Consider the following 20,159-nt stretch of genomic DNA (forward strand, 5'->3'; position numbering starts at 1 on the left):
CGGTTCCTTCGGAGTTGTGCCGCGAGGCGCGGCGAACGGACTGCTGAATCGCGCGAGCGCGCTGGGATTACTGCTGAACGGGTGCTGCCGGCGCGGCGCCCTTCTTCGAGTTCGCACGCGCGATCAGGTAGTTGTAGACAGCGTGCGCGCCCGTGATGATGAAGGCCGAGATCTGCAGTTGCGCTTCCATCGGGATCGTGACGTGAGCCGCCTGAGCGGCCCAGTCGATGATCGGCACGAGAGACGCGGCGGTCAGCGTGATCGCGCCGGTTTGAATGCTCGAGGTTTGGTTCATGAATGCTCCTTGTGAAGTGCCTTGAGTTCGTCGGGCGAGTACACAAAGCCCTTGATGAGGAATGCCTGGACGTTCCAGACGGGATCGCTCTCTTCGTGGCGGCCGTGATCCTTGCCGCGATGGTGCAGCTCGCAGAGAGGCAGCTGGTTGTAGACGGAGTCGACGAACGTCATGGGCTTCGTCGGATCGAAAGCCTCCCAGTCGAAGCCCTGCGTCAGCTTGATGAGGTCCCAGACCGGGTGCTTCTTCGGGATCGGCACTTCGCGCTGCAGCTTGTGCGACCACATCGTGTCGATCTGGTTGAGCGCGACGCCACGGATCCACGTGAAGTTGATCGCGTGGCTGAACGCCCATTCGAAGAAGCGGTGATGCGATTCGACCTTTTCCTCGTCGCCGCATACCGCGCAGACATAGCCGCCCTCATGCTTCATCTCGCGCTTGCTCGCGCGGAAGATCGCGGATTCAGTGCGCGGATCGTGGCCGGGATAGAACACGTCTTCCGATAGCGTGCGATGCGTCTCGTGCGTTTCCTGTGCTTTTGTCATGGCGTAAAAAAAGCCGCTCGATGCGGCTGTTTGATGGTCATTTGACGGTTATTTGATCGGGCTATGCAATACCCGCCGCGACAGGCATGACGTCCGTTCGCATTGCCTGGCAAAGCCTCACGGCGCGCGCGCCAACCTGCCCGTACCAATCCGAATCCTGCATTTCCGCAGCTGCACTGCTCCAGTCGCCGGCTTGCATCGCAGCGAGCGCGTTCTTGAAGCCGAGCAGCTTGGCGATGCCGAGGTTGAACGCCATGTTGGCGACGACGCGTTGACGCACTTCGCTGAGAGAGCGCCACCAGCTAACGTTGGCGTCGAGCTGCGTCATCGTGCTGGCGACGTCGACCGTCAGCAGTTGCGTGATCTGTGCGGCGGAGAGCGGAAAACTCCAGCCGGCCGGCAGCGGCGAAGCGGTCAGGTTGTGCCCGACGCCGACCGTCAACCTGCCTTTCGTATCCTTGTAGGGCATCGTGCGCACGCCCTCGTCGCGACGAAGTTCGGCGTATAGAAGAGTCAGAATCACGATTCCCCCGGCCACTTTCCATGAGCCACCGCCCACAGCGCGGCAGCGATCGTAATGAACGGACCGCACCAGATCACGATCTTGCGCAGCACGCGGCCTGTCGCCGTGAAGAAGCTGATTCCGCTCTTCGCCATCTTCAGCAGCTCAACGAGTTCCATCGTGTTTGACTCGACGCGCAGCGTTGCCGCTGTGTTGTCAGCAAGCGCTGCCTTGTATTCCGCCATCGACTGCTCGAAGTTCATCATGCGGGATTCCATATCGACGCGCCATTGATGGTCCGAGGCGCGCCTGTCGATCGATTCGTGGCTCAACGAGATCCCCGTAGAAAGCGGCCGCTACGACGGCGGCCAGAAATGAAAAAAGCCACCCGAAGGTGGCTTGTGGTCAATCAATATTTGAGTGGTCAATACATACGCTCGAGACCCGTCACTTGCGAAGCCGAAGCGGTTCTCTTTTTCACATTGGTCGACGCCGTTGATCCAGGCTTCCGCCCCGCTTGCATTCCCTCTTCAGTCTGCATGGCCTCGGAAATCACTGCGTCGATTTGTTCAATCAGTTTCCTTTGTGCGGTCTGCGCCTTCACGATCTCGGCAGCCGATCGCTCCTTCTGAATTTTCCGGAGCACTGACACCCCGGTGCACGCGCATCCAATCGCACAGAAACCGAAGCCGATGGGGTGTCCGGTCTTCATGGCTATTATGGATCCGCCGCCAAAAGAGACCATCGCAACCAATCGGCCAGTGTCGACCGAAAGTTCGTCAGTCAGAACCCCTTTTGTGAGGTCCCAAAGCATTCCAGTTGCCGCAATCAATGCGGCATAGAAAGCGATCTTTGCCCAAAATGACTCCGTATGCTCTCGAATGATTTCGTCCGTGACGGCGAGCACAGCAGACGTGGCCAGAAAGAAGAAGAGAAGCCCCAATAGTTTTCTCATCGCACACCCCGTAGTAGTTGTTTGAGGGGGTGATTATCAGCAAGTGCAAGGCAAATGCCAATGTGCTGGAAGGAAAATGTGCGAATTCTGTGGGGTTTCTTGATGCCTCAGGCACGGCACCACCAGAGGGTGACTCATTAATATTTGCTGCTTGACTACTAGCCCTATTAGGGCTGTCTTTGTGCGCATAGGGAAACGCATTCGCGAGTCCCGCTTATCCCGAAAGGACGATCATGAAGCTCACATTTCGCGCGCGCCGCGTGCCCGGCTATGCCCATTCATTACAAGCATCCGCCCGCCCAGAATCTGGCGGCGCTCAAGCAAGAGCTCGGTCTAACGGGCAAGCAAATGGCAGATCTCTGCTGGCTTGCGGGCGATCAGCACTGGCGCAAGTACACCAATCCGCGCGACCCTCGGCCTATGAGCGCGCAGATGCTCTTTACCCTGATGGCGCAGCTCGAATTGGACAAGGAAACCCTAGAGCGCATCTTCGAAAGGATGCGCCAGGCAGGGGCCGAGTTCAGCCCGGTGCCAGATGGAGAGCGGCAGCCGTAGCGATGTCTCTCGGTTGCGCCGCGGCATCCGCTCACGCGCAGCAAAGCTGGTTTCAGCTCGAGGCCGGCATCGGCGGCAGCGCCTACCAGCATGGCCCGAACGGCCTCTGGTATCAGGACGGGTTCGATCACCGCCTTGATCTGACCGCCCCTTCGGTCAAATTCGGTGTCACCGGCAACATCTGGCAGCGCGGACCCTGGGGAATCGACTACCACGTCGATTACTACTGGCTCGGCACGATACACACGGATGCCAAAGTCCCGAGCGCCAAAACCAACACGACCAGTGGCCAATGGATCGGCCCTGACCTGGTCGGCGTCAATGCAGCGGACCCTTGCAGCGGCCCGTGCAATAACCTCTCCGACTTCATGGGAAGCGGACACGACATGGGCTTCGCGCTCACGCTCGAGCCGCACTACACGTGGAATGGCATCACGTTCGGCGTGGACGCCGGGCCCTATATCCACCGCTCGACGTGGTCGGAGGACGTGGCGAACTGGTACGCCAACGCGGACGCACAACCCATCGACAATCACGTCAAATGGCGCCCCGTCTGGGCGCTCGGCTGGACGGTCGGAGCGAGCATCATCTACCGTAACTTCGCTATCGAATACGCATACTTCCGAAATCAGGGGAATGCGACGAACTCGAATCCTTACAATCCGATATGGAAGTCGACACACGTTCTCATGGGGACGTACCGGTACTGAATGGAAGTTGCGGTAATATACCGCGCTTACAACATCTTATTACACTGGGCAATCTTTCCTGCCCGGGCATAACCAGAACGGCTGGAGAGAATGGCATCGGCACAATCAAGAACCCGCGCGGCAACAGCGCGGCTATATCAAGTCGTCATCGCATTTCTGCTCATTTTTACGATCGCAAAGATGGTTTCGATCGTCGGTGCGTCGCCGATTATTGGCTATCCGAACAACTACGACTTTCTGCGTGTTGAGAGTTGTATGGGCCTCTGGCCAGACACCGGGGAGCACAAGATGGACCCTCACTGGGCTGGTCCGGTCAATAATCTCGTGCTTGATCGCGACTATCATCCAGACCTATGTCTTGTCTCGATCGACGATCTGTTTCCATATCTGGCGACGAAGCTATATACACATGGTGAGCATGTCGACTATCGATTGATCGGCTCCCTCAGAATACTAGCCGCTCTAGCCGCCGTTGCGATGCTGATGCTCGTCGCAGAGACATGGTTGCAACGTTTGGTTGTCGCCGCGCTATTCACCACTGCATTCGGTGATTTCGCATATCTTGGATTCTTCAACACGCTCTACAATGAACCTACCGTGATGCTCGGCGCGTTCATTTGTGCGGTTTCGTTCTGGCTCATGTGGACAAGGCGTGCGAGACCCGATGGCCTATCCCTTTGGATGTCGCTTGCAGGCGTAGTGGTGCTTGGCCTCAGCAAACAGCAATACGTTCCACTCGCTAGCGCGTTCGCATTGGCATTCTGCGCTCTCTTCGCGTGGCGTTGGCGTTCTCGCGCCGCCGTCACTTTCGCGGTTCTCGCCGCCGCGTGTCCTATTGCCTTCGCAGCCATGAATCCGTCCGACGAGGGGCTCCTGAGCCATGGCATCCGGTTAGCGAACACGATGGATACATTCCTCGGCGAAGTGTTACCGTTCGCGCACGATCCTCATAGAGCTGTCGCTACGCTTCATCTTCCGGATGAGTGCGTGCGCGGGATCGGCGGGAACTTCTATACGCCGGGCTTCACCCAAGATTATCCTTGTCCCGGGATCTTCAATGAAAGCCGCGTTCACCTGCTGCCATTGTTTGCGACGCAGCCCGAGACATTTTTTGGCCCGATGAAAGATGGCATCGCGCACGCGCGGCCATTCCTGCCAGACCGCTACTATCCCTTCGAAGACCCTTCATCGGCAAACTCCATTGCATACCGGCTGTCATCTGCTACATCGTTTTCGACACTGGTCAATGCGTTGCCTGGTCCGCTCTTTTGGTTGTTAGTTACCGGCACTATCATCGCGGCGATCCCTGCTGCCGCATGGATGGTCTGGCAACTCATCCATAAACGATTTGACGGAAGCGGTGCCGGCGCACTATTCGCGATCGGTGCTGGCATGGTGCTTTACGCTATCGCCTCTTCAGTTTTTGGCGATGGAAGCCGGGAAACAGCGAAGCATGGCCTGATCTGGCTTTGGGGGTTCTCACTCGCGGCGATCTCTGCCGTTTTGCTCCTTGCCGAGATATTCCGTAAGCGCACAGCGTCAGTGACAGTGACAGTCGAAGAATACTCCGACATCAGCCAGTAATCGGTGTTGGGAGAACCTGCTGGACAAACGCAGGCTGGGCATCATAAAACGATGCCCAGAGCGGGTCTGCAGTCGTTGTCTCTCCATAGTTCGCAGGCTCACCTGACGGGAGGGAAATTTGCGGCGCTCCAAACCAGGTGCCGATTGCTAAATGGCTACTATCGGTGTATGCGATGTAAATCGTGGACTTCATGTTCGACCTCAGAAATCGTAACCGTTAATGCCCATCGTGTAGGTCGCCGAACCAGTCGTGTTCGCTGATGACCAATACACCGTCTGGGGAGTGATGACAGGCAGTTTGTTGAACGGGCATTGCGCCGGACTTGCTGTCGTTGACAGAGCCGCAGCAAGAATCTGGGCGCCGAGCCCGCTAGCGTCAGCTGCCACTCTGAGCGTGGCATCTGTGTTGTTCAAATTTGCACAGTTCAGACTACCCGAAACCGTGCGGGCATTTAGCGGGATGGATGTCGCAAGCGATAGTGCCGCATAGGATGACTGGTTGGTCGTCGATGTGATTCCGGTAATCGAGACGAAGGTAACAGTGCGATCAAACTGATACGCGTATGCGAATTGGCTGCTTGCATTCGTTGGCCACACTGAAACCAACGCACTCGCCGTATAGCCAGCAGGCATATTTGCGCCGCCATACACATTCGGCTGCTTTGCGCTTGTTGCATTCGTCGCCAGTAGCGCTGCGGCTCCAGTCGTGAGCAGAACGGATCCAACGGTCTGCGAAATCGAAACTGTATACGTGCCAACGCCACCCGTGCCGGTTCCAAGCGCCGTAATCGTTGTGCCCGGAGCTGCGCCTTGGAGATATTGACCAACCGCCAGCGATCCGGATGCCACGGCAGATACTGTCAGAGTGGTGCCGCTAATCGAACCAGTGAATGAGGCAGCGAGCGGATTGTAGATCGCATAGAGCGCGACAAACCCCGATACCGGCGCGCTGCCCGTGTCCATGCCGCCAGCGCCCGTCGTTGCAAGGTTGATCGTCTTGCTGAACGATGGGATGCAATAGCGGGTGCCGCCGAGATTCGTCTCGACGATGATCTCGTCGGCCGTCGGTGTAGCCGACGCCGATGCCGTCGCAACGTTCATCACGAAGTTGCGCACCTGGCCCACCACGCCGCTCACAGCATTCGTCTGCGGCTGCGCGATCATTGCCTTAATCGCCGAGAGCACCTGCGTGTATGTCGTCTTGCTCAGCACCTGACCATTCGACGTTGCGACGTTGACGAGCTCCTGCTGAACCATGTTCAGCCAGTCGGCATCGACGATGGTCGGGGCTACGCCGCTCGCGGGATTGCCGTTCGTGAAGTAGCCCTGCGTGCCTGCGGCGGCCGGTGTCGGCAGCGACGACGCTGCGGTGGCCTGATCGGTTTGATACATGCGAATCCTCAGTGATACCCGAAGTTCAGATAGGTGTGTGCCGGCTTGATGGCCATAAGCTCACACTGCAAAACTGCATTGCCCCACGACGCGAGCGGCTGCCCGGCATATGACTGCCCGGCGGCGAAATACGTGACCGTGTTGAGCGGCGCGTTGATCTGCCACGTGAAGAACCAGTCCTGCGTGCCGGTAGGCTGCCCCGCTCTCGACTGTCCCGCGCGAAACGGCGCGAATTCGGTCACGGTCACGGTGTATCCGAGCGCCTTCGCATATGCGATGAAATACGCGATCGACTGGCCACCGCTGTTCGTGAGGCGCGCGACTACCTGCTGCTGCCTGCCCTGCAGCGTCGGCGATTCGCCAGCGCATGGATCCGGGAGGCCGAGCATCGACTCCCATTCCGGAAGAAGCTCGACGGCCGTCGAGGGGAATGCATCGACGAGAAGCTGGTTATTCGCCGCCGTATGGCGCTGCCACGTCTGCGAGAGCCCTGCTATCACCTGCGCCTGCACGGCCGTCGGATCCCGCGGCCACACAAGCCCGCGAGGCATCAGCGCGTGAATCGCCGTTGCGAAGTCGCTCGCTGCATAGTTCGGTGCGGCCATTTACGTGTTCCACGTGATCGTGCCGAGCACCGGGAGTTGCCCCAAAGTGCCCTGAATGTTCCCGCTCGGTGTCGTGATCACGAAGCCCGTCGTGCCGGTGATTGCGGCGATGGCCGACTCGATGTACGAGAGTGCAATCGCGCCGTTCGTCGTCGGTTGAGCATTGCCGGTCGTCGTGCCGATCGGGTTGCCGTACATCACGAGCACGCCCGCGATCGCCGCGGTAACCAGAGCCTTCGTCGCCGCGCTCCAGTTGCCGGTACCCGCGATCGTGAAATTCACGACCTGCTGATTCGGTGCGCACACATAGACGAGCGCCGTCGCGGGCCGCAGTGTGTAGATGGAGTTCGCGATCGTGAGCTGGTCGCCGGTCGCTGCAACGCCGCGCCATTCGCCCGTCGCAACGCCATTTGTGCCGACTGGGAATCCGTTGTTTCCGGACTCCGCGCTGTCGAGCATCGCGTAGACGACCACCGTCCCGGCGCCGAACCCGTTCGGATTGCACCAGGCGCGCGTAACGCCGCTGACTTCCTTCGACCACGTGACGTAGTCCGGCACTGCGCCGCCCTGCGGCGGGTTCTGGTAGGCGAACAGCATGCGCGAACGCAGGCTGTCATCGGTCTCGATGTCCGCGCCGCCCGTGAACGCTGCCGACACCGAACCTGTCGACGAAATTCCCGCGATCGAGGTGCCCAGCGTCATCACCGTGCCGATCCCGCAATTGCCGAAGGCACCGGTCAAGCCAGTGGGATCAGCATTCGCCTCGGCATTGACCGTCACGGATTTGCCTACGACGGTGCCCAGCGAGGTCGTGGTGTACTCAACACCATCGCCGCGCGTCACGAGCGTGCCGATCGGGATCTGGTAGCCGTTCGTGCCCGGGAAGGTGATCTGCCCGGGCGTCTCCGCGCCGGCCTGCGTCGCAGCCTCGCGGTAGATGTTCTTCAGTGCCGCCCACGCCTCGAGGTACTCATCGGTGGCAGTGAACGGGTTCGATTGCAGCGCGACCCAGTCGGTGTATCCGTACTGCGAATTGGCGAGACCCGCCAGCGCGCGGCCGAGCACATTGAGGCTCGAAAAGCGAAGCAGCGGATCCGAGCCGGCCGGGCTCACCTGCAGATCGGCTGCTACCTGCGCGCGGATCTGCGTGAGTGTCGGTCGTGCGTAAGGCATATCAGTTGATCCCCGCCCAGGCCCACGCGTACTGGCCTTTTGAAAGTAAGGTTCCGGTCGGCGACCACGCCACGATCACCGCGCCGAGCATCCCGGTGCGCACCCATTGCGTCGAGATGTCGAAGCGAGATGCAACGCCGTCGTCAACCATCCACTGGAGCGCTTCCGCGATGTAGTCGTACGCGAGCTGCAGTGTCTGCGTCGTCTGCTTCGCGCGCCTGAGAAGCCACATGCGCGAGCCGATCGGCACGTCGTCGTCCGCCCACCAGCCGCGTGGGTCGTTCGTCCCGTCCGGGATGACGTCGCCGGGCTGCGCCATACGATCGGTGAAAATGCTGATCAGGATCGCGGTCTCGATGTCGTTGCCGGTGGCGAGCACCGGGCCGTTCATCGTCCAGTCGCCGCGGCTGTTCGCCGAGTCCCACGAAATTGCGATGTCTGCCATTGCGCTCGGACGTAAAAAAGCCCGCACGCGGCGGGCTGTGTCAACTACTAGACGAAAGCTAGTTCGCCATCTGGTTCGAGGTGCCGGGCGCGGCCGGGACGTAATGGTTGTGGCCGTTGACCGAACCATTCGGCAGGTTCACGTCAGGCGCGGTGATTGGCGCCGTGAACGTCGCTGTGCCCGTCGTACCGCTCGCGCCGCTCTGGCCGATGTTCCCGTTGATCTGCACGTTGCCGTTCAACACGATGACCGGCGCATTGACCGTCAGCGTGCCGCTGGCGTTGCACGTCACATTTTTGGCATCGTTGACCACCACGTTCTGGCCTTTCGCCTCGACGACGATGCCGCCGCTCGCGGTCAGGTAGACGTACTTGCCGTCCTCGCTGTAAATCATCGCCTCGCCAGGCTGCAACCCCTTCGGGCGCGACGGCTGATGGTTCGTGCCGATCACCGCGCCGGCCGACCGATCGCCGGCCACGTGAAGCGTGATCGCGTCAGAATCGATTGGCGGATTCGACGAGAAGCCGAACTCCGCGACGCGAAGCCGGTTGTCGGGCGTCTCGATGCCGTTCATGAGCACCTGCATCTTCTGCACGGGGCCCGAGTCGTCGACGAACTTCACACGCGCGCGGCCGATAATCGACTGGATGTTGCGCCGCGCGCGCTCGAGCATGTTTTCGATCATGAATTCACACCGTTGACCGTTGTGTAGTCTGGAGCGATCGGGTACAGCGTGACCGGCTCCGGATAGAACGCCTGCGGCGGCATGATCGTCAGATCTGCACGCGTGCCCTGCTCGTTTCGCAGATACGTAACGTCGGCGATCAGCCACGTCTTCGGCGTGAGCTTCAAGCCCGGCAGATCGATGCCGACGAGCGTGTTCGGCTCGTAGAGCACGCCTGCCGCGTCGCGCCAGCTATCGGTCGACAGGCGCACCTGCATCGAGCGCCCCATGCGCGCCGCGAGCTCCCAGTTGGCGCGCTGCTGCGCGACCGTCGAGCCACCGGCGACGTTTTCCGACACGATCGCGCGATAGCGCAGCCGAGGCACGCCCGGATCCGTGACGTGCGCGATGAGGTTGCCGCCGTCGCCAATATCCTGGAGCGTGTCGAGGCCCTGATACACCGCGTCGTAGTCGGAGAAGCGACCGTCCATGCTGTACATGGCGCCGGCCGAGGTGACGTTTACGCCCTCCGTGAATCCACTCGACGCCTTACGCGTGCCGATCGATCCTGACCCGGCGCCCCCGTTTGCCAGAAGCAAACTGCCGTCTGGCTGGTCGTAGAGCAGCAGCGCGCGGTAGCGACAGATGCGCTCGAGCACCTCGTACACTGGTTCGCCGACCATGATGTTCAGCTGCGGGATCGGATCGCCGACCACGGTCCCGCTCGCCACGTTCACGTCGATCCCATAGACCGAGCAGAGCCGCTTCGCGATCTGGTCGACCGTCAGGTTGAGCAACTGGCCACCGGTCCACTTTGCCGAGCAGTCGACGAGATCCTGACACTTGCTGCGTCCCGTGATCCGGATGGTGTGCTCGCGTGCGTTGTAGCTCGGCATGTACCGATCGACGAAACCAGTCAGCACGACGTCCGAACCGAGCAGAACCTGCACGAGGTCGCCGGGCTGCACGATGACCTGCGAGACGCCCGGATATGGCTCCGTGAACGACACCTCGAAGTCAGATGGGCACCGCTCGATGCCACGCGACACGCGCAACGACGTCCAGCCGGTGATGTCGCGACCATTTGAAGCGTAAAACGTGGGATCGCCGGCAGCCGGGTTCGGATCGCGCGTGCACGTCGATACCCGCAGGGTGATGTCGTCTGCCATCAGCTCGAAAGCGCCTTGAACGTCGTCGGCATGAAGGCCGGGTGAATCGGTGCGACCTGCTGCACGAGCTGCTGCTCGCGCGTCGGGTCACGATAGATGCGGTTTGCAAGTACCAGCGATGGCAGCGGCGCGTTGAACGTGAACGTCGCGATCGAGGCCAGGTTCGCGCCGCGCGCCTGAAGATCTGCCACGACAACCTGCCGCAGCGCGCGCAGGGCCATGTAAGAGTCATCGTCGCCTGCATCGCCTGCGATGTCGGACTCGGCATCGATCAGCCCGACAGCGGCGCCGAGCACCGTATCGGCATCCTCCTGGGAGGATGGCTGATAGGTCGTCAGCGTCGTCGCGAGTTGCGCGAGCGCGTATCGCCGGAGCAGCGCCGACATGGCCGTCTGCATGGTGCCCATCGCCGCGCCAATCTGGCCGGTCGGCACGACGGCCGACGGCGAGTACTGCGCGAGCGTGCTCACGAGGCGCACCGCATCGGCGGGCGCCGTCGCCGCTGCGGCGACTGCCGCGACGTACGCCTGCGCGGCCGCGCCGAGGGTCGCGGAATCCGACGGGTTTTGCGCGGCGGCCTGCAGCGCGGCACCAGCCGTCAGAACCGATGTACGCGCGGCAGACGAAGCCGACAGCAGGTCAGCCGCCGTCGTGTTGGTCGCCGCCTGCTGATTGCTCCCGGAGATCCCGCTGTTGCCGCCGCCGAACAGGCGTCCGAAGTTGCCCGCCAGCGTCGACACCGCGCCAATAATTCGCTTCACATCGTTGACCGCCGTGACGCCGATCTGATACCAACCCACCACGGTGGAAACGGCCTGCTGCACAACAGCCGCACCATTAGCGATCGCCGTGGCAGAGCTCGTCACGAAGTTCGCGAGCGCCTGAATGCCGGTGGCGCTTGCGGCCGAAGTGACCGCGTCGCCGGTCGACGTGCTGACCGTTGGGAACAGCCGGTTACCCGAGACGATAAGCGTCAGGCGGATCTCGAACGCGCGACCCAGATCACGGCGCTCGATCGTCTCCACACCCAGGCAGCAGACGTTCTGCACAGTACCGAGCGTCGGATGCACGAGCGTTTGGCCGCCAGCCGTCTCGCAGATGGAAAGCAACGCCTTCCGTTGCGAGATGACGTCGCCGCCGCCAGTGATCAGATCACCCTCGACGATGAAGCCGAGCACCTCGAATTGGCGCGGGCGCTTGCCGAGATCTTCAACCCACACGTCATCGCGGAACGGATACGTATGGATCGACGTCTTCCGGCCCGCCGCTGTCCGGATGGACTCGACGCCGAATTTGAAGTTGCCGTAGCTGGCTTTGTCCAGCCGCTTGAACCAGTCCCCGGTGATCAGAGTCGCTGCATCGCCGATCGCGGACGCGAGGCCGCCAATGCTGCCGGCGACGTTGACGGCATCTGTGATCGTGCTCAATCAAGCCTCCTAGATACCGTCGAGCCGGTAGTTCACCTTCGTCGGCAGATAGCTGCCGTCCTGCGTTTTCGCCTCAGGCCGCACACCAGGAGGCACGTTGTCGAACGTGACGTGCAGCGTGTTCTGCTGCATCTGCGCGACGCGCGCGTCGTGCGCGCTATCCGCCGCCGGCCCAACAGGCGACTGCGCCGAATCCGTCTTTCCAGTCAGGCGATCGAACACCCCCTCCGCATACGCCTGGCGGTTCGCAATGTTCGCTTCCGAGGCGCCCGGGCGCTCGTACTCCCGAGCCTGAATCTCTGCGGCCTGCTCGGGCGTTTTCGCCATACGGATCCGCTGATCCGCCTGGCGCTCCGTGTGCTGCATTTCCCACAGATAGAAATCGGTCTGCTCGCCAAACGTACCCTGCTCGACCCGGTGACCGAACATCTTCTCGAATTGCTTCGCGCGGTCCTTGCCCCACTGGGCGATACCGGCATGGCCGCTCGAGTTGACGACGCTGGGATCGAGTGCACCGTTCTCCTGCATCAGACTGCCGATCTGCCCCGCCGCTTGCGCGGCGGTGTAGCCGGCCGCCTTGAGCCGCTCGAAGAGGTAGCTCTGACGATCGGCGAGCGCCCCATTCGGCGCATTCGCGGCCGCGCGTCGCTGGCCGACCGGGTCGCCGTCCCACTTATCGCCCTGTTTCCCAGCGAGATAATCCGATTCGCCAGTGTTCAGGTTTTCCGAATGCAGCAGCGCGAGAATGCCCGCGAGCAGCGGAGCAGAAGCCAACCGTGCCAGCGCGCCGACCGCCCCCGGGATAGTCACACTGGTGAGCCTGCCCAGAGCGCCAATCAGCGACAGGACGCCAGCAATCGGGCTCGCGAACGTGATGGCCGCGAGAGCAATAGCGACGCCCTTGATTCCGCCGATCGCGTCGTAGAAGGCGCTGGCCTTCGACGCAACCGCATCCCAATCGATCTTTGAGACCCAATCGACGAAGCGCTGCACGGCGCCGGAAATCTTGTCGGCGATCTGTGCACGGTTGTCGTTCAGCCAGTGCGAAACAGCCTTGACGACCGGGTCGAGCACCGGAATCAATGCGGAACCGATTGTGTTGGCCAGCCCCTCCGTCGAAGCGCGCAGGTCTGAGATGTCCTCGTTAAACGCCTTCGCCTGAGCGATCTCCGCGTCGGTCGGTACGAGGCCCTGTTTGTACGCTCGCGCCTTGTCGGCGTCCCACGTTCCCTGCTGGATCATCGGCAGCAAACTGCCCATGCCGAAGGTGTTCGCCGCCTCGCGCTGAGCCTGCACCGAGCGCTGGCCCTGAATCGCCTTCATCAGGCGCATCTGCGTCGAGTAGTAGTCGACGGTGCCGTCCTTGTTGCGTGCGATTTGCACGCCCATCTTCTGGAGCAGGAGCATCGCGTGCGGATCCGCGCCGTTTGCGGCGCCGCGGATCGCCATCTGCGACGCGCTCATGCTCGAATCGAACTCCTCGGCCGACACCCCCGCGCGGCGCGCAGCTACGTGCCACGCGGCAAGATTCTGCGCGTTCATGTCGAGCAGCTTCGAATTCTTGTTCAACGTGAAGCCGAACGAGCCGAAGCGCACTGCTAACGCCGAGAGACCCGCGAGCGACGCAGCGCCGCCGATGGCCGTCAGGCCGGGCACGATCTCGACGATCTTGTCGACGACCTTCCCTGCCGCGGTAGCCGCGCGACGGAATCCACCCTCAAGCTTCGCCAGATTCGAGTTTCCGGCAGCGCCGAGCGCGCCGACGCGCTTCTGCACCTTGTCGATCGGATCAGTAACCTTCCCGAGCGCAGCCTTGATCTTGTTGACCGTCGCCGTCGCCGCATCGTCCGCGCGGATACGGATGACGAATTCTTGAGCCACACCTGACTCCTTATTTCATTCGGGTGCCCTGGTCGGCCCACCATTTCACTTCACGCCACGTGAGGCTTCGGGTTTCACTCGGCTGCCAGCCGTAAAACTTGGCTGTAACCGCAACCACTCGCTCCCACCCTAGTGGGAGCCCGCCGCGTTTCCCTCGGGGTCGTCCTGCTCGGGCGGCGTGATGAAGACGATCATGAAGTCCTGCGCCTTGTAGAAGTCGCGCACGCCGACGCGATCGATCACGGGAAGCGGGACACCGGAGACAATCGAAATGAGGAACTTCATCGAGTCGATCGCATTTTCCTTCTGCGTCTTCTTGATGAACTGGCTGAGCTGAGAGACGTTCGGCTCGTGCAGCGTGATCTCGGTATAAACCGTTTCATCTCCGCCGCCGCCGAGCGTGATCGGCTTCGCAAGCTCGATCGTCAGCTCATCCGGAACAGGCAAGCCGGACTGTTTGATGATGGCGCTCATGCTTTAGCCCACGCTGACGGTTTGTTCGGAAACCTGCGGACCTTCGAACTTGACGTCGAACTTCGCATCCTCCGTGTCCACTTCCTGCACGTCGGTCGTGCCCATGTTCCGGCCGGTGACGATCTTGCCGTTTGCAAGTGCCCCGACCACGGTCGCATTGCGCATAGCGTTGAACGCCGCGACGGTCAGGTCGCCTGCGTCCCGGATCGACATCGAGATCGACCCCGTTACCGGCGTCTCTTTCCAACCATGGAAACCGTCCTGACCCACCATGGCTTCGCGCTTGACCGTCGATGGCGAGTACTTGAGGCTCCCCTCGAGCTGGTACGTCACGCCGTCGACAGTGATCTGCGCAACGCCGGCAATCAGATTGCTGGACATTGAATGCGCTCCTGAAAACGAAAAAGCCGCCCGAAGGCGGCTTCACTGCTGTTGGGTGGCTCGCTTACTGCAGCCGGAACTGGACCAGCGTCGCGAACGTGCGCATCTGATTGACCGGCGTACCGGGCCACAGGATGTCGAGCCGGTTCGGGTTCACCGTGTTCTTCTGAACGACGAGCGCCGCGGCGAATGCGGCGGCGTTTTGCGTGTAGCCCGCGTCGGTCCGCTCCTGGTAGAGCGCGATGATGTCGGCTTTGACCGTGTTCGGCGTGACGAGATTCGACCCCGCCGGCGGCTTCGAGCCGTTGTCTGCGAGCTTGCAACGCGCATACTTCGACGTCAGCATTGCCTGCAGCGTGCGGATTTCCAGCATGAGCTGGAACATCGTTTCGACTTCCAGATAGCTGTCGTCAGCGACGCCCTGCGCGTTCGTCTGGTACGTCGTGATGATGTTCTCGGTCTGCACCGTGCCATCTTGCGTCACGGTGAAGGTCGACAAACCGTCATACAGCAACGTCTCACGCTGGCTTGGCAGGAACTGACTTGCCACCGGCGGCGGCAGCACACCTTGCAGCGGCAGATACTGCAGCGGAACGCCCGGATCGGCGCGCACGCTGACAGCAACCTGCGCGCACAAAGCAGCTGCCCAGAGCCAGCTCGGCGTCGGGCTGCCGTTGAACGGCAGAATCGTTTCGTGCTGGTTGTTGCGCGCGAGGCCGAGCGTCGTGCCGGCGGAAAACGTGCCCGCATACGCGCCGAACGAATGGCCGTAAAGCTGCTGGTTGAAGCTCCAGCGCCCCGTCTGATCGTTCAGCAGTTGCTTGACCGCGTCGAGCGACGTCGCGTCCGTGTACGGATTCGCGATGAAGTCGAACGTCATGTTGCCAAGGTTACCCAGGGCCGTCGTGAGCGTCGGATTCGTGGCGCCACCCGACATCGCAGTGATCGTGTACGCCAGCCCGGTCGGCGTCGATTCGCCGTTTGCCGTGCCGTAGTAGTTGAACTGGATGTTGATCTCGTTGCCGCAGAGACCCTTGTTGTCGGCGGTCAGCGTGACCGTGCTCGTCGCCGCGACTGCCGTCACCGGCATGTTCGCGATGGCGTTGATTGCTGCGGCGACAGCGGTCGCGATGGAAGTCGTCGCCTGCGCTGCAGTTACCGGCACGGTCACGGCGATACCGGCGACATACAGCGAGATCGTGCCGTTCGCCGTCGGCGACGACGTGAATGCAATCGAGCCGGTCGCGGCGGTCGCGCCGGCCGCATCAGCGAGCGGCAGATACCAGACCTCGCCGAAGTCGTCGTTGAGGCGATACGCGGCGACCATGTTCGCGAGCATCGAGCTTGCGCCGCCTTGCGTTGCAGCGTCACCGACGCCGCCCGAGATGATCGGGACATTCGGCGTCGCAATGCCGCTAGCCGTGATCTGGCCGATGATCAGCGCGCGCTGGTTCGCCTGGGCGGTATTCGCCTGCGAGTTGTCGAGCTCGAAGAACGAGCCAGGCAGGCGCAGACCGGAGGGAATGACCTTGAAGGGAACTGCGCTCATGCCTTGCCTCCGTCCTTCGACGTGCTTGCGGGCGCGAGCACGCGCACGACGTCGCCGTCATTGAGAATCTTGTTCCAGAGGATGCTGTCGTCGGGCACGTCGATGCCATCTGCCGGCAGCAATTGCTTCGTCTCCGGGTCCCGTACGGACAGGCCCGGCGCAGGTTTGATGCGCATTCGGCGCTCCTACGAAATGGGGGGTGGAAAGTTGATCGAGAAGCCGGGCTGAACCGTCCCCGGCGGCTCCTCAACTTGCATATCGATGCCCGCGAGCGGTACGCCGACGATCGGATAGAAGTCCTCGGGGCCCTGCGTGAACTCGATCTCCATGCGCATCTGCAATTCGGCTGTCGGCCAATCGCCCTCGGAACTCGTCGTGATCTCTGACTCGACCGAAGCGAACTGCTCGATGAGCTGCACGCCATTCGAATCAACCCACAATGAAGTGTTGTTGATCAGCGTGACCTCGATCTGGCCTTTGAGCTTCTCCGCCGCGGCGAGAGCCACTGCTGAGCCCTCATCGCCAACCGAGGCGGTGGAGACTGTCCGCGCGACGATTTCAACCGTCGTCGTGACCGAGAACAATGGCGCGTTCTTCCCGAGCGAATGCTTGCGCTCGCGCGGCGCGCGCACGAGGATGCACGGATACGCGTTCTGGGATGTCGGCCAGTCGAACGGCGAGAAAATCGCCTGACCGGCGTCGGTGGCACCCTTGAGACCACTGACCACGATGGCTCGGATGTCGGCTGACGTCGTCATGAGGCACTCGATCGGCTGAGCAGCAGCTTCGCGCCGCCACGGCTATCGGGACGCACCTCGCGGACAAGGTACGTGGCGCCGTTGCTTGCGATCCACAGGGAGTCGTTCTGAGCCGGCATGGCGGGAAACTGGGAGAGCTGGACACCGAGTACTGCTGAGACAGTCGTCACGCCGGCCGTCGCATCCTCGAACATGATCTCTTTCAGATATGCGTCGTCGAATACGCCAGTGATCTGAAACGACGCGCCTCCTAACGGTGTATAGGTAGCCGGCTCGCCGAAAACGCGCTGCAGCGGGCCGATCACCAACGCATCCCAGTTCACGCTCATTTACGCAACCTTGATCTGCGGACCTTCGGTCGTTCCGAATGACGGGCCTGGCGCGGACGCGCCGGGCTCTGCGCCTTCTTTCAGCAGGAACCCAAGGGCCCGCAGCCGCTTCACCTCGGGTTCGGGGAGCGACACGGTTTCGCCCGGTCCCTTCGGGTCGCCGGGCTTGACCACATCGACGTCGCGCTTTGCATCCGCGTCCCATACCTTCGAGACGACCGCCTCGGAGAAGACGGTGCGACCGGGCGCGACGACGGCTGACACCAGCTTTGGCGCCGCCATTAGCTCACCACCGCCGCGCAGACCGTTGCCGACAGCGACGCGTTCGGACGGCTCGGGATGATGATCGGCGACGACTGCATCAGCAGGATGCGCTGAGCCGGATCGTTCTCGACCCACGTCTTCGGTGCGTACGGCAGTGCCTCGTAGTTGAAGTTCGGGTCGAGAATCTGGCCGAAGGCGCGCGTACCCATCAGGTCAGCGCCGCTCATGATGACCGTGCCGTCCGCCAGCATGGGCGTTTCGACGTTGGTCACCGGATCGACGTACCAGTCGTTGTAGACCCACAGGTCATACTGGCCCCAGCGGCCCTTGTACTGCGCGCCGCGCTGGATCTGGGCACCCACGTTGATCGTGTTACCCGCACCGCCGTTGCCCGGATACCAGATCGTCTGCTTGACCACCGGGTCCTGAATGAACAGTTCCCACGGCGTGGTCGTGAAGACGAGATCGGTCGCAACGCCGCCCGACTTCTTCAGCATCTGGTGGCCCCAGGTCTCGATGCTCGCCGAGGGGATGACGCCCGTCTGACCCCACTGGGCAGCACCCGAGAGAGCGATCGTCAGCGTCGAGTCACGCCCGAAATCGACCACGACGGTCGGGAAGCCGTCGCCGGTGATCGTGACAGTGCCGCCGTTCAGCGCCGAGGCGGCCATCCATTCGAGACGACGATCGATCATGTCGATCTGGTCGCTCATCTCGAACTCGAGGTTCGCCATCTCGCGCTCGAGGCCGGTCAGATCGCCGCCGATGCGCTCGCCGATCATGCGGCGAACCGGCTTGCGCAGATCCGGGGCGCGCTTGTCTTTGATGTAGGCCGGCTTGAAGACGTTCGTCTGGATGCGGCGCTGCTCGACCAGCTTGCCTTCGACGAGCGGCGAAACGAACGGCGCCATCCGGCGCATACCGACGTCGACGTCGATCGACACGAATTCCGAATCGGACGTGACGATGTTCGGGAAGAACTTGTCGAGCAGGAACTTCTGGGCCCGCTTCAGATTCGGGACCGTCTGAATCAGGGTGTTGGTGTCGTAAATGAACGTATTGTTCGTGGTCATTCGAGGCTCCGATAGCGACCGGTACCCACCAAAAGAAAAACCCCGCCGAGGCGGGGTTCTCTAGGGGGGAGATACGGTTAGGTGGGGTCGGTTGCGGTCTGGACCGCCTTGAGGAAAATGCCGAACTGGCGCATCGCCTGCGCGAGCGGGGGCGCCCACTGTGCCGACGTCGCGCCCCAGGAGGCGTCCGGCAGAATCGCGTTCTGGTTGAACTCGCCCATCAGGTAGACACCGATTGCCACCGCCCCGCCGCTCGCGTCCGCGTAGTCTGCGAGGATCGCGCTCGGCAGTTCGCTACCGTCCGTCGCGGTCGCCTTCGACAACACGTAGTTGCCTGCCGGCACCGTGATCGTGAATTCGTCTCCCGCCACGAATGCCGTGCCGCCAGCGGTGATCGTGAAGTTCAGGTTCGCCCCGACATACGCCGTACCGACGGTCGCATTCGGCATCGCGCCGCCGTCGGGCGCAGCGACCGTGAAGTTCGTCGCGCTCGTTGCGACCAGCGTGTAAACGCCGGGCTGCACGTCCGCACCCTTCGTGATCGAACCGATCGTTCCGTTGCCGGTGTTCGTTGCTGCCGCTGCCGCGACCGGGGTGCCGCTTTGCAGGCCGAGAATCGCGCCGCGCTGAAGCGTGCCGGACCCGAGCGTGCCGTTGCCGGTCACGAGCTTCAGGTTGCCCGCAATCAGCTGATCCGGGATGTACGACTCGGCATAAATGCCGGGCTGTTGGGGGTTGTCCCCAATCTGATTGACCGTCAGAGTCATGGTGTTAATCCTTTATGGATTGGGGAGGTTAAACTTCGCCGCGGCGCTTCTTGCCGGCCTCGATGATCGCGAGAGCTTTCGCCTTCGGGTCGTTCGGATCACGCGCGGCCGCGCCGCCGTCAGCGCCGGGATTCGGCAAACGCGTGCCAGACATGCGTTCGCGCAGACCCGTCGAACGGCTAGCTGCAGGCTGCGCCGCCTGATCCAGTGCGGAAGCGTTCAGTGCCGCGATGGCTTGCGACGCCGACAGACTGGTATCGAAGGCGAAGACGCCTGCCTGCTTCACGCGGCCGGTCGCGATGCCAGCGGCCATGATCCGTGCGCAGCGAACACGCTCGCGCTGCCGCGCGCCCTTGGCGCGGCCCGAGCGCTTGTCCGATTCTTCGTCTTCGTCAGCGTCGGCCTTGGCGTCGCCTTCTTCGTCGTCTTCGTCTTCGCCCTTGGCCTTGGCTTCGTCCTTCTTTTTCTCTTCCTCGGCCTTGCGCGCCTCGTCTTCCTTGTCCTTCTCTTCCATCCGCTTCGCGTAGTCGTCGTCGGACTCGCCGTCGAGGCGCTTGCGATCGTCGTCCTCTTCCTCCGCGCGGGGGGCTGCCGCGGCCGGAAGGCCCAGCATGTGAGCGAACGGCATCGCGCTCGCGAGCTTCGAGAGCTTCATTTGTGGT

The 20,159-nt window shown here is 62.0% G+C and carries 26 protein-coding genes; 3 read left to right on the top strand and 23 right to left on the bottom strand.

Features of this window, described 5'->3' with window-relative positions:
• Positions 1–67 precede the first annotated feature (67 nt).
• The 5 genes from AB4Y42_RS02145 to AB4Y42_RS02165 all read right to left on the bottom strand — a co-directional run bounded on the left by AB4Y42_RS02145 (position 68) and on the right by AB4Y42_RS02165 (position 2,297).
• Positions 68–295 carry a hypothetical protein gene (locus AB4Y42_RS02145; RefSeq protein WP_368693234.1) on the bottom strand — a complete coding sequence of 76 codons (228 nt, stop codon included), beginning with the start codon at positions 293–295 and terminating at the stop codon, positions 68–70.
• A complete protein-coding gene (locus tag AB4Y42_RS02150; RefSeq protein ID WP_368693235.1) occupies positions 292–840 on the bottom strand; it encodes a hypothetical protein in 549 nt (182 codons plus the stop codon). Before AB4Y42_RS02150 ends, AB4Y42_RS02145 begins: the two co-directional genes overlap by 4 nt.
• 61 nt (positions 841–901) lie before the next feature.
• On the bottom strand, positions 902–1,363 hold the full coding sequence (locus tag AB4Y42_RS02155; protein WP_368693236.1) for a glycoside hydrolase family protein: 462 nt from the start codon (positions 1,361–1,363) through the stop codon (positions 902–904).
• The gene (locus AB4Y42_RS02160; protein WP_368693237.1) at positions 1,360–1,608 is read right to left on the bottom strand and encodes a hypothetical protein; all 249 of its coding nucleotides are present in this window, start codon (positions 1,606–1,608) and stop codon (positions 1,360–1,362) included. Before AB4Y42_RS02160 ends, AB4Y42_RS02155 begins: the two co-directional genes overlap by 4 nt.
• 158 nt (positions 1,609–1,766) lie before the next feature.
• Positions 1,767–2,297, bottom strand: a complete 531-nt coding sequence (locus AB4Y42_RS02165) for a hypothetical protein (RefSeq protein ID WP_368693238.1) — start codon at positions 2,295–2,297, stop codon at positions 1,767–1,769.
• Between the two features lie 270 nt (positions 2,298–2,567).
• On the opposite strand from AB4Y42_RS02165, the gene AB4Y42_RS02170 reads away from it, so the two are divergent.
• From AB4Y42_RS02170 to AB4Y42_RS02180, 3 genes are all read left to right on the top strand, one after another.
• Complete coding sequence (locus AB4Y42_RS02170) at positions 2,568–2,852, top strand: XRE family transcriptional regulator (RefSeq protein ID WP_368693239.1); 285 nt, start codon at positions 2,568–2,570, stop codon at positions 2,850–2,852.
• 2 nt (positions 2,853–2,854) lie between these two features.
• Positions 2,855–3,562: a hypothetical protein gene (locus tag AB4Y42_RS02175; protein WP_368693240.1), complete on the top strand. Its 708-nt coding sequence runs from the start codon at positions 2,855–2,857 to the stop codon at positions 3,560–3,562.
• A gap of 90 nt (positions 3,563–3,652) precedes the next feature.
• Positions 3,653–5,146 carry a hypothetical protein gene (locus tag AB4Y42_RS02180; RefSeq protein ID WP_368693241.1) on the top strand — a complete coding sequence of 498 codons (1,494 nt, stop codon included), beginning with the start codon at positions 3,653–3,655 and terminating at the stop codon, positions 5,144–5,146.
• 201 nt (positions 5,147–5,347) lie between these two features.
• Here the strand turns inward: AB4Y42_RS02180 and AB4Y42_RS02185 are convergent, their stop codons facing one another.
• The 18 genes from AB4Y42_RS02185 to AB4Y42_RS02270 form a co-directional block, all read right to left on the bottom strand.
• Positions 5,348–6,538, bottom strand: coding sequence for a hypothetical protein (locus AB4Y42_RS02185; protein ID WP_368693242.1), 1,191 nt, complete (start codon positions 6,536–6,538; stop codon positions 5,348–5,350).
• Between the two features lie 8 nt (positions 6,539–6,546).
• The gene (locus AB4Y42_RS02190; RefSeq protein ID WP_368693243.1) at positions 6,547–7,143 is read right to left on the bottom strand and encodes a YmfQ family protein; all 597 of its coding nucleotides are present in this window, start codon (positions 7,141–7,143) and stop codon (positions 6,547–6,549) included.
• Positions 7,144–8,316 (bottom strand): baseplate J/gp47 family protein, encoded by a 1,173-nt coding sequence (locus tag AB4Y42_RS02195; RefSeq protein ID WP_368693244.1) that lies wholly within the window; start codon positions 8,314–8,316, stop codon positions 7,144–7,146.
• 1 nt (position 8,317) lies between these two features.
• Complete coding sequence (locus AB4Y42_RS02200) at positions 8,318–8,707, bottom strand: phage GP46 family protein (RefSeq protein ID WP_368693245.1); 390 nt, start codon at positions 8,705–8,707, stop codon at positions 8,318–8,320.
• A gap of 112 nt (positions 8,708–8,819) precedes the next feature.
• A complete protein-coding gene (locus AB4Y42_RS02205; protein WP_368693246.1) occupies positions 8,820–9,446 on the bottom strand; it encodes a phage baseplate assembly protein V in 627 nt (208 codons plus the stop codon).
• Complete coding sequence (locus AB4Y42_RS02210) at positions 9,443–10,594, bottom strand: phage baseplate assembly protein (protein ID WP_368693247.1); 1,152 nt, start codon at positions 10,592–10,594, stop codon at positions 9,443–9,445. The genes AB4Y42_RS02205 and AB4Y42_RS02210 overlap by 4 nt, the downstream gene beginning before the upstream one ends.
• Entirely contained in the window at positions 10,594–12,021 is a 1,428-nt protein-coding gene (locus AB4Y42_RS02215; protein ID WP_368693248.1) for a DNA circularization protein, read from the bottom strand. Before AB4Y42_RS02215 ends, AB4Y42_RS02210 begins: the two co-directional genes overlap by 1 nt.
• Before the next feature lie 9 nt (positions 12,022–12,030).
• A complete protein-coding gene (locus AB4Y42_RS02220) occupies positions 12,031–13,902 on the bottom strand; it encodes a phage tail tip lysozyme (RefSeq protein WP_368693249.1) in 1,872 nt (623 codons plus the stop codon).
• Between the two features lie 129 nt (positions 13,903–14,031).
• Entirely contained in the window at positions 14,032–14,376 is a 345-nt protein-coding gene (locus AB4Y42_RS02225) for a phage tail assembly protein (protein ID WP_368693250.1), read from the bottom strand.
• Between the two features lie 3 nt (positions 14,377–14,379).
• Entirely contained in the window at positions 14,380–14,757 is a 378-nt protein-coding gene (locus AB4Y42_RS02230) for a phage tail tube protein (RefSeq protein ID WP_368693251.1), read from the bottom strand.
• Between the two features lie 64 nt (positions 14,758–14,821).
• Complete coding sequence (locus tag AB4Y42_RS02235) at positions 14,822–16,306, bottom strand: phage tail sheath subtilisin-like domain-containing protein (RefSeq protein WP_368693252.1); 1,485 nt, start codon at positions 16,304–16,306, stop codon at positions 14,822–14,824.
• Positions 16,303–16,482 (bottom strand): DUF2635 domain-containing protein, encoded by a 180-nt coding sequence (locus AB4Y42_RS02240; protein ID WP_368693253.1) that lies wholly within the window; start codon positions 16,480–16,482, stop codon positions 16,303–16,305. Before AB4Y42_RS02240 ends, AB4Y42_RS02235 begins: the two co-directional genes overlap by 4 nt.
• A gap of 9 nt (positions 16,483–16,491) precedes the next feature.
• Positions 16,492–17,064: an ABC transporter permease gene (locus tag AB4Y42_RS02245; protein WP_368693254.1), complete on the bottom strand. Its 573-nt coding sequence runs from the start codon at positions 17,062–17,064 to the stop codon at positions 16,492–16,494.
• On the bottom strand, positions 17,061–17,393 hold the full coding sequence (locus AB4Y42_RS02250) for a hypothetical protein (protein WP_368693255.1): 333 nt from the start codon (positions 17,391–17,393) through the stop codon (positions 17,061–17,063). Before AB4Y42_RS02250 ends, AB4Y42_RS02245 begins: the two co-directional genes overlap by 4 nt.
• Positions 17,394–17,675, bottom strand: a complete 282-nt coding sequence (locus AB4Y42_RS02255) for a hypothetical protein (protein ID WP_368693256.1) — start codon at positions 17,673–17,675, stop codon at positions 17,394–17,396.
• Entirely contained in the window at positions 17,675–18,730 is a 1,056-nt protein-coding gene (locus tag AB4Y42_RS02260) for a major capsid protein (protein ID WP_368693257.1), read from the bottom strand. Before AB4Y42_RS02260 ends, AB4Y42_RS02255 begins: the two co-directional genes overlap by 1 nt.
• 77 nt (positions 18,731–18,807) lie before the next feature.
• Positions 18,808–19,497 (bottom strand): hypothetical protein, encoded by a 690-nt coding sequence (locus AB4Y42_RS02265; RefSeq protein WP_368693258.1) that lies wholly within the window; start codon positions 19,495–19,497, stop codon positions 18,808–18,810.
• 28 nt (positions 19,498–19,525) lie between these two features.
• Positions 19,526–20,152 (bottom strand): hypothetical protein, encoded by a 627-nt coding sequence (locus tag AB4Y42_RS02270; RefSeq protein ID WP_368693259.1) that lies wholly within the window; start codon positions 20,150–20,152, stop codon positions 19,526–19,528.
• Positions 20,153–20,159: the final 7 nt, after the last annotated feature.

Source organism: Paraburkholderia sp. EG286B (assembly GCF_040965655.1).
Lineage (GTDB): Bacteria > Pseudomonadota > Gammaproteobacteria > Burkholderiales > Burkholderiaceae > Paraburkholderia.